Annotated in this window: 9 protein-coding genes, 1 tRNA gene and 1 pseudogene; 5 read left to right on the forward strand and 6 right to left on the reverse strand. The window is 64.5% G+C overall.

The window, feature by feature from the left end; genetic code table 11:
- Positions 1-206 (reverse strand): hypothetical protein (locus WBG82_RS15965; RefSeq protein WP_424425925.1); only part of this gene is annotated, 206 nt, incomplete at its 3' end.
- A 233-nt stretch (positions 207-439) separates the two neighbouring features.
- Between WBG82_RS15965 and WBG82_RS15970 the strand changes: the two genes are divergently transcribed.
- Both WBG82_RS15970 and WBG82_RS15975 read left to right on the forward strand, forming a co-directional pair.
- Positions 440-748 carry an ETC complex I subunit gene (locus tag WBG82_RS15970; RefSeq protein ID WP_324297386.1) on the forward strand — a complete coding sequence of 103 codons (309 nt, stop codon included), beginning with the start codon at positions 440-442 and terminating at the stop codon, positions 746-748.
- Between the two features lie 40 nt (positions 749-788).
- Positions 789-865, forward strand: a tRNA-Arg gene (locus tag WBG82_RS15975).
- Positions 866-991: 126 nt separating this feature from the next.
- Here the strand turns inward: WBG82_RS15975 and WBG82_RS15980 are convergent.
- Positions 992-1,171 carry a Flp family type IVb pilin gene (locus WBG82_RS15980; RefSeq protein WP_424425927.1) on the reverse strand — a complete coding sequence of 60 codons (180 nt, stop codon included), beginning with the start codon at positions 1,169-1,171 and terminating at the stop codon, positions 992-994.
- A 136-nt stretch (positions 1,172-1,307) separates the two neighbouring features.
- Complete coding sequence (locus WBG82_RS15985) at positions 1,308-1,577, reverse strand: hypothetical protein (RefSeq protein ID WP_424425929.1); 270 nt, start codon at positions 1,575-1,577, stop codon at positions 1,308-1,310.
- Positions 1,578-1,715: 138 nt separating this feature from the next.
- Here WBG82_RS15985 and WBG82_RS15990 point away from each other — a divergent pair, with 138 nt between their 5' ends.
- Positions 1,716-2,351 carry a tetratricopeptide repeat protein gene (locus tag WBG82_RS15990; RefSeq protein ID WP_424425931.1) on the forward strand — a complete coding sequence of 212 codons (636 nt, stop codon included), beginning with the start codon at positions 1,716-1,718 and terminating at the stop codon, positions 2,349-2,351.
- Positions 2,352-2,475: 124 nt separating this feature from the next.
- Complete coding sequence (locus tag WBG82_RS15995) at positions 2,476-3,786, forward strand: D-arabinono-1,4-lactone oxidase (RefSeq protein WP_424425933.1); 1,311 nt, start codon at positions 2,476-2,478, stop codon at positions 3,784-3,786.
- A gap of 1 nt (position 3,787) precedes the next feature.
- On the opposite strand, the gene modC is transcribed toward WBG82_RS15995, so the two are convergent.
- From modC to metC, 3 genes are read right to left on the reverse strand one after another with little or no spacing between them, the layout of a single operon-like run.
- Positions 3,788-4,915 carry a molybdenum ABC transporter ATP-binding protein gene (modC, locus tag WBG82_RS16000; RefSeq protein ID WP_424425934.1) on the reverse strand — a complete coding sequence of 376 codons (1,128 nt, stop codon included), beginning with the start codon at positions 4,913-4,915 and terminating at the stop codon, positions 3,788-3,790.
- The gene (gene modB / locus WBG82_RS16005) at positions 4,912-5,625 is read right to left on the reverse strand and encodes a molybdate ABC transporter permease subunit (protein WP_424425936.1); all 714 of its coding nucleotides are present in this window, start codon (positions 5,623-5,625) and stop codon (positions 4,912-4,914) included. The genes modC and modB overlap by 4 nt, the downstream gene beginning before the upstream one ends.
- A 4-nt stretch (positions 5,626-5,629) precedes the next feature.
- A complete protein-coding gene (gene metC / locus WBG82_RS16010; protein ID WP_424425938.1) occupies positions 5,630-6,793 on the reverse strand; it encodes a cystathionine beta-lyase in 1,164 nt (387 codons plus the stop codon).
- A 290-nt stretch (positions 6,794-7,083) separates the two neighbouring features.
- Between metC and WBG82_RS16015 the strand changes: the two are divergent.
- Positions 7,084-7,406: pseudogene (locus tag WBG82_RS16015) on the forward strand (hypothetical protein); the annotation flags it as partial.

A 7,406-nucleotide genomic window follows, 5' to 3' on the forward strand; every position in this document is an offset into this window, starting at 1 on the left:
GCGGCAGTGGTCGAGAGAGAGACCTCATGCTGGCCGAGCCAGTATGCACGGGCGGCCAGCCGCTCTATTCGGTCGGCAGGCCAGAGCTTTTCACCGTTCCGGCTGTGGGGGGCGGTCAGATCGAGCAGGCACTCAATATCAAGGGTGTTGAACCCCTGGGCCTTCAGCAGTCGCTTCGCAGAGGTGAGGTCGAGATATTCAGGCATGGAAGCCTCCCTAACTCTGGTACGGACAGGACCATACGCGCCTGGCGTGTCAGCGCCGTGAACCTGCGGCGGCCGGATGAAGACATCTGGGCCCCTCAGGACAGGGCGGAGTGCGGAAACGCCACGCCGCGCGAGGTTGCTTGTGGCTTGCAACTCGGGCCGATTTGAGGCGATAAGAATGTGATTTCAAGACATTGCCCCTAATGTCGGGGCAATCGGTCAGGAGCGAGGAAATGGCGCGCGCGCGTATCTACAGACCTTCGAAGACAGCCATGCAGTCCGGCAAGGCGAAAACGAAGAAATGGGTGCTCGAGTTCGAACCCTCGGCGGCGCGCAAGGTGGAACCGCTGATGGGCTGGACGAGCTCGCCCGATACGAACACGCAGATCGTGCTTCGCTTCGACACGAAGGAAGAAGCGATCGCCTATGCGACGCGCAGGGGCATCGACTATCAGGTGATGGAAGCGCAGACGGCGCGCTCTCACCTCAAGGCTTACGCGGATAATTTCAAGGCCGACCGCATCGGCCAATGGACGCATTGAGCATTCTGTGGCGCCGCGCGTTCCGGCGCCTTGACGGTCTGGTCCCGTAGCTCAGCTGGATAGAGCACCTGCCTTCTAAGCAGGGGGTCGCAGGTTCGAATCCTGCCGGGATCGCCATTTCCTCTTGCAGTTCCGGCCTCGACGTCTCACGCAATCAGGTACGCAAACAAGCAGACACGCAAAATAAAAAGCCGGCCGCGCGGATGAACGTGCGGCCGGCTTTCGTGGTTTCTGTGCTGCCTGTTAGGTAGCGGGCGTGGTGCCGAGCTTGTCGCTGACGCCCTGGAACATGCCCGTCAGCTTCGTGCCGACCGTGCCGACGACCGTGGCGATCGCAACGGCGATACCAGCAGCGATGAGGCCGTATTCGATCGCGGTCGCGCCGCTTTCGTTACGGGCAAAGGTGGTGAGAAAAGCGCGCATTTCGATGCTCCTATGACGCATGTTTGAAGGACCTCATAGGTCGCTGGAAGTCGAAACCTCTGCTGTCCCTGCGAGCAAAGAATGGCCGCAAAAATATAAAGAACTTCTAAACCCATAATCAGGATTTGAATTAACCCTATTGCAAATACACACGATGCAATTTCCTGAATTGAAACATCGGCGGGTGGAAATGGCGGAAAGCCGCGAATATTCCGCGCCTTTTGTCTTTGTTCGCGACTTCGGCGGCACCATCCGGGTTCCATGCGCAGCCGATCGGGCCAAGTGACGTGACAAAAAATTCACGCCTCGTCGCGCAATCATGGCTGCGATCCTCCAGAATCGCGGCATGGGGCGCGGCCGAGTCGGCGCGGATTCGGCGGGATTGGCGGCGCGTGGCGGCGTCCATGATGGTTCACATTTGTTCCTCGCCGCGCCATGATGATTGCGTGCACCGGAAAACCGGTCTTCAAGGACCCCGGGGCCGGGGGAGGAGTAAGAGATGCTTGAGCAGGCTCGAGTGGGAATCCAACGGCATGAAACGGCCATGAGGGGGCAGGCGCTTTTCGGCGGCTTCCTTCTCGTCGCCATCGTCTGTTTCTGCGCCTCGTTCGCCTTTGCTGCGGGTAAGGCCCCGAGCGAGGCGACCGGCGCCGATCTCTATCAGCGCGGCTTCTATCCCGAGGCCCTCGCCGAGTGGAAGAAGGCCGTCGAGGTCGGCAAGGACGCGGGCGCCGCTTTCCGTCTGGGTGAGGAATATTTCGACGCGAAGGTCGTGCCGCGCGATGTCGCGCAGGCCATCCGCTATTATCGCTTTGGCGCCGAGCATGGCGACGCAAGAGCGCAGATGGACCTCGGCAGCATGTATGACAAGGGCTGGGGCGTGGCGCGCGACGCGAACGAGGCCGCGAAATGGTACGAGGCCGCAGCCAGGCAGGGCATGGCGGTCGCGCAGTACAATATTGGCACCATGTACGAGTCAGGCGAGGGCGTCGAAAAGGACAACACCAAGGCGTACATGTATTTCCTGCTCGCCGTGCAGAACGGTTTTTCGCAATTCGCGAGCAAGGAGCTTGAAAAGCTTTCGGGGATCATGTCGCCGGAAGACATTCGCAAGGCCACCGTCATGGCGCGCGACTTCAAGGCGGCAAGCGCGACGAACCCCGAAGCCGTGACGCGCTGACGCGATCACGGGCTTCCGACCGAGGAGCCCCGGAAGGCCGGGGCTCTTCTCGTTTCGCGGGCATCGCTGTGCCATAGTCTGCGGCGGGACGAAAAGTTTGCGCCGCAGGCATCGGAGGAGGGAGATGAACTACGTCTGGTCGAACTGGTCCGGCTGGGTGAAGTCCTGGCCCAGATTGATCGCCGAGCCTTCCTGCGAGGAGGAGCTTGCGGAGATCGTTCGCGATGCCGAGGCCCCCGTGCGCGTCGCGGGTACCGGGCATTCCTTCACGCCTCTCGTCGGCAGCGAGGGGACGATCATCACGCTTCGCCATATGGCGGGCGTCGTCGATCACGATCCGGCCGCGCTGACGGCGCGCATCAAGGCGGGAACGACGCTTCGCGATCTCGGCCCCATGCTTTTCGACCGTGGCCTCTGCCTCATCAATCAGGGCGATATCGACCGGCAGTCGCTCGCGGGCGCGATCGGCACGGGCACGCATGGCACGGGCGGCGATCTCGGCTCGCTCTCGGCAAGCGTCGCGGGCTTCCGTCTCGTTACCGCCGATGGCGGCGTCATCCAGGCGAGCCGGAACGAAAACGCGGACGTGTTCGATGCGGGTCGCGTTTCCTTCGGCAGTCTCGGCATCATGAGCGAAATCACCATGCAGTGCCGCCCGGCCTATGTGCTGGAGGAAACGGGCGGCGCCATGCCGATCGAGGAGGCGCTGCGGCGCGCCGAGGAGCTGCGCGACGCGCATCGGCATTTCGAGTTCTGGTGGTTTCCGTTCACGGATCTCGCCATCATAAAGATCCTTACCGAGACGGAACGTCAGGCAAAGCCGCGCCGGCGCAGGCCGGATGGTGAGCTTACGCGCGACGACAAGATTTTTCTGCTTGCCTGCGAGGCGACGCGCTATGCGCCGTTCCTGCGCGGCCCGTTGCAGAAGTTCCTCACCTCGAGCAGCACGCGCTATTCGTCCGGCTCGCTGACGGCGCCGGGGCGCGTGCGCTGGTCGCATGAGGCATTTCCGAGCGATCGCAATGTGCGCTTCAACGAGATGGAATATGCGGTTCCCGCCGAGCGGGGGCCGGATTGCATCCGCGAGGTCGGCGCGCATATGCGCAAAAGCGGGGTCAATTTCCTTTTCCCGCTGGAATATCGCTATGTCGCGGCGGACGACATCTGGTTGAGCCCCTTCTATCAGCGCGACAGCGTGACGATCTCGGTGCACCAGTATTACCGCCAGCCCTATGACAAACTCTTCGCCGGTGTCGAAGCGATCTTCGCGCGCTATGAAGGGCGGCCGCATTGGGGCAAGCTGCATTCGCTGACGGCGCCGCAATTGTCCCGGCTTTATCCGCGCTGGGACGATTTTCAGGCCGTTCGCAAGCGGCTGGACCCGGCGGGCAAGTTTCTCAATCCCTATCTTCGGCAGATTTTCGGCGAGGCGTGAGCTAGTCGGGATCGAAGCGCGCGAGATCGCTTGCAAGCGCAACCGTCTTCACGAGCGCCCAGACGTCGCGGCCGGGGGTGAGCGCGAGGCGCTCGGCCGCGCGGGCGGTGATGCGCGCAATGAGGCTTACGGCATGTGGCTCTCCGCCTATGGCGAGCCTCACATCCATCTGCGCCGCGCCCGCCGGATGAAGCTCCGATATGCGTGCCTCGATCACATTCTGGATGGAGAGCGCGGCGGGGCGCTCGGTAGCGATGGCAATGTCGCGCGCATGAAGGCGCAGGCGAACGGGCGCACCGATGGGAAGTTCGATGCGCGAAAGCGTGAGGGTCGCGCCCGCGAACTCCACTTCGGTCAGGTGATGCGGTTCGTCGTGGCGCGCCACGCGGGCGTCGATAATGGTTGCGGGGTCGGCCTCGCGCGCCTCCTCGCCGAGAATGAGGCTCAGCACCCCCGTCCGGTTGAGCACATCGGCCACGCCGCCCGATGCAACGATGCCGCCCTGCCGCATGACGAGCACGCGATCGGCGAGGCGCACGACCTCGTCGATATTGTGGCTCACAAAGAGGATCGGCAATTCGAGGCGGCGATGTAGAGCCTCGAGAAACGGCATGATCTCACGGCGGCGGCGAATATCGAGGTTCGAGAGCGGTTCGTCCATGAGCATGAGGCGCGGCGCCGAGAGAAGCGCCCGGCCGATGGCGACGCGCTGCGCTTCGCCGCCGGAAAGGCAGTGCGGCATGCGGCCGAGCAGCGGCGCGAGGCCGAGAAGCTCGACGACTTCGTCGCGCGGGATCGCCCCCGCCGCGCCGCGGCGCCTTGCGCCATAGTCGAGATTCTGCGCGACGCTCAAATGTGGAAAGAGGCGCGCCTCCTGAAAGACATAGCCGATGCGGCGGCGCTCCGGCGGTAGGAAGATGCCGCGCTCCGTGTCGAGAAACGTCACATCGCCGAGCGTGATGCGCCCGCGCCGGGGGCGGCTGAGCCCGGCTATGGCCGCGAGCAGCGTCGTCTTGCCCGCGCCGGAAGGGCCGATGATGCCGGTGACGCCGTTGCCGGCCTCGAAGGTGGCATCGAGCGAAAACGCATCGAGCCTGTGATGGACTTCGGCCTTGAGCGTCACGCTCATTGCGCTGCGCCTCCGATGCGGCGGCGCATGGCCCGCGCGAAATATTCCGAGGCGCCGAGCGCGGCGATGGCGAGGACGAGCGACAGGAGCACGAAGCGGGCCGCATCGATCTCGCCGCCCGGCACTTGCAGCGCGCTATAGAGCGCGAGAGGCAGCGTCTGCGTCTCGCCCGGAATATTGGCGACGAAAGTGATGGTGGCGCCGAACTCGCCAAGCGCGCGGGCAAAGCCGAGCAGCGCCCCGGCGATGAGCCCCGGCGTGATGAGCGGCAGGGTGACGCTCATGAACACATCCGCCGGGCCTGCGCCGAGCGTTCGCGCGGCCGCTTCGAGTTTCGGATCGACGGCCTCGAAGGCGAGCCTGATGGCGCGGACGAGAAGCGGAAAGCCCATGACGGCGGAGGCAAGCGCCGCGCCCTTCCAGTTGAAGGCGACGGTGAGGCCGAAGCCCCGCTCGAGGAACTGTCCAATGGCCCCGCCATGACCGAAAAGGACGAGCAGCAGATAGCCGGTGACGACCGGCGGCAGCACGAGCGGCAGATGCACCAGCCCGTCGAGGACGATCTTGCCCGGGAAGTTTCTGCGCGCGAGCCCCCATGCGATGGCGATGCCGGGCGGAAGCGAGAGCGCCGTTCCCGCGAGACCCGTTTTCAGCGAAAGCCAGAGCGCTTCCGCTTCCGCCGGCGTCAGCCATGCGCCCGGATCGCTCACCGTGTCAGCTTCCCGCCGCGTTGAGGCGCGCGAAGCCCGCATCGAGATCGGCGATGAGATCGTCCGGATCTTCGAGGCCCGCATGAATGCGGAGGAGTGGCCCTTCGAGCTTCGGCGGCGTCGCCGTGCGAATGCCTGCGAGGTCCTGCGGCACGATGAGGCTTTCAAAGCCGCCCCATGACCAGCCCATGCCGAAGAACTCCAGATGATCGAGCATGGCGGCAAGCGCCGCATCGGAGCATGGCTTGAGCACGACGCCGAAAAGGCCGCTCGCGCCGGTGAAATCGCGTTTCCAGATCGCATGCCCAGAGTGGCTTTCGAGCGCCGGATGAATGACGCGCGCGACCTCCGGCCGGGCGGCGAGCCAGCGGGCCAGCGTGAGCCCGGTCTTCATGTGCCGCTCGAGGCGGACCGAGAGCGTTCTTATGCCGCGCAGCACCAGATAGGCATCGTCGGGCGCGGCCATCTGTCCGAGCGCGCCATGGCCTGACAGCGCGGTCTTCCAGGTTTCCTCATTCGTGGTGATGGCGCCCATCATCACGTCGGAATGTCCGCAGAGATATTTTGTGATGGCCTGGATGGACACGTCCGCGCCATGCTCGAAGGGCTTGAAGTAGAGGGGCGATGCCCATGTGTTGTCGATGACGAGCTTCGCGCCATGCGCATGCGCGACGCGGGCAATCGCCGGAATGTCCTGCACCTCGAAGGTGATGGAGCCCGGCGATTCGGTGAAGACGACGGTGGTGTTCGCCTTCATCAGCCGCTCGATGCCCGCGCCGACGAGCGGATCGTAATATTCCGTCTCGATGCCGTTCCGCTTCAGGATCGTCTCGCAGAAATGGCGCGTGGGACCATAGACGCTGTCGGTCATCAGGAGGTGATCGCCCGTCCGCAGGAGCGAGAGGAGGGCGGTCGTCACCGCCGAGAGGCCCGAAGGCGTGAGCATGGTGTTGTGGCCGCCTTCGAGGCCGGCGATCGTCTGCTGCAGGGCGACGGTGGTCGGCGTGCCGCGGCGACCGTATGTGTAGGGCTGCTTCCGGCCCCGCAGGGCCTCGACTGTCGGATGGAGGATCGTCGAGGCGCGATAGACAGGCGGATTGACGACGCCGAAATTGGCGTGCGGGTCGCGCCCCAGAGTGACGATCAGCGTGTCCTGCTTCTGCTTCATTCCGATTCACCCAACCTTGCGGGCCATGCCGACCGCGCGCCTTGCGATTCGTCCGCCCTCGTGCCCCGGCGTGGCCGTATTGCGCCGTTCATGCGACAATGCTCCGGTTTCACATATGTTCGCGTCGCCTGTCAGCGCGCATACGGGATGGAAGCCGGCGGGGCATTGCGCCGAGGCGCCATGCGGTTAGTCTTGTGGCCAATCCGGGCGGATCGCTTTAAACATCCCGCAGCATAACATTCCCCGAGGCCTTGCTGGCAAAGGGAGAGAAAAGGAAGAGGCCGGAGGAGATGGCCAGAAGAAGTACGTTTGAAAGCCGCGTGGTGCCCTTTCTTTTCGGGCTGCTGATCGGTGCGGGGCTGCTCTATTTCTTCCTGCCCGGGCCGGGGTCCGCGCCCGGAAAGCCGCAAACGGAGGCCCAGCGGGCAAGCCGCAGCCAGACCGCCGCGCCTGCCGCCGCGACGCTCGAAACCGTGCACGCGCGGGGCTATCTGCAATGCGGGGTGAGCCAGGGGCTTCCCGGCTTCTCCAATCCCGACGACAGGGGCAACTGGGCGGGGATCGACGCTGATTTCTGCCGGGCCGTGGCGGCGGCGGTTTTCGGCGATCCGGC

The organism is Parvibaculum sp. (genome assembly GCF_049671045.1).
Lineage (GTDB): Bacteria > Pseudomonadota > Alphaproteobacteria > Parvibaculales > Parvibaculaceae > Parvibaculum.

Bases quoted from the DNA above. Each gene is read 5' to 3' on its own strand.
- WBG82_RS15980 (WP_424425927.1), bottom strand. From the start codon at position 1,171: ATGCGCGCTTTTCTCACCACCTTTGCCCGTAACGAAAGCGGCGCGACC.
- metC (WP_424425938.1), bottom strand. From the start codon at position 6,793: ATGAAGCAGAAGCAGGACACGCTGATCGTCACTCTGGGGCGCGACCCG.
- WBG82_RS15970 (WP_324297386.1), top strand. From the start codon at position 440: ATGGCGCGCGCGCGTATCTACAGACCTTCGAAGACAGCCATGCAGTCC.
- WBG82_RS15995 (WP_424425933.1), top strand. From the start codon at position 2,476: ATGAACTACGTCTGGTCGAACTGGTCCGGCTGGGTGAAGTCCTGGCCC.
- WBG82_RS15990 (WP_424425931.1), top strand. From the start codon at position 1,716: ATGAGGGGGCAGGCGCTTTTCGGCGGCTTCCTTCTCGTCGCCATCGTC.
- WBG82_RS15985 (WP_424425929.1), bottom strand. From the start codon at position 1,577: ATGGACGCCGCCACGCGCCGCCAATCCCGCCGAATCCGCGCCGACTCG.
- modC (WP_424425934.1), bottom strand. From the start codon at position 4,915: ATGAGCGTGACGCTCAAGGCCGAAGTCCATCACAGGCTCGATGCGTTT.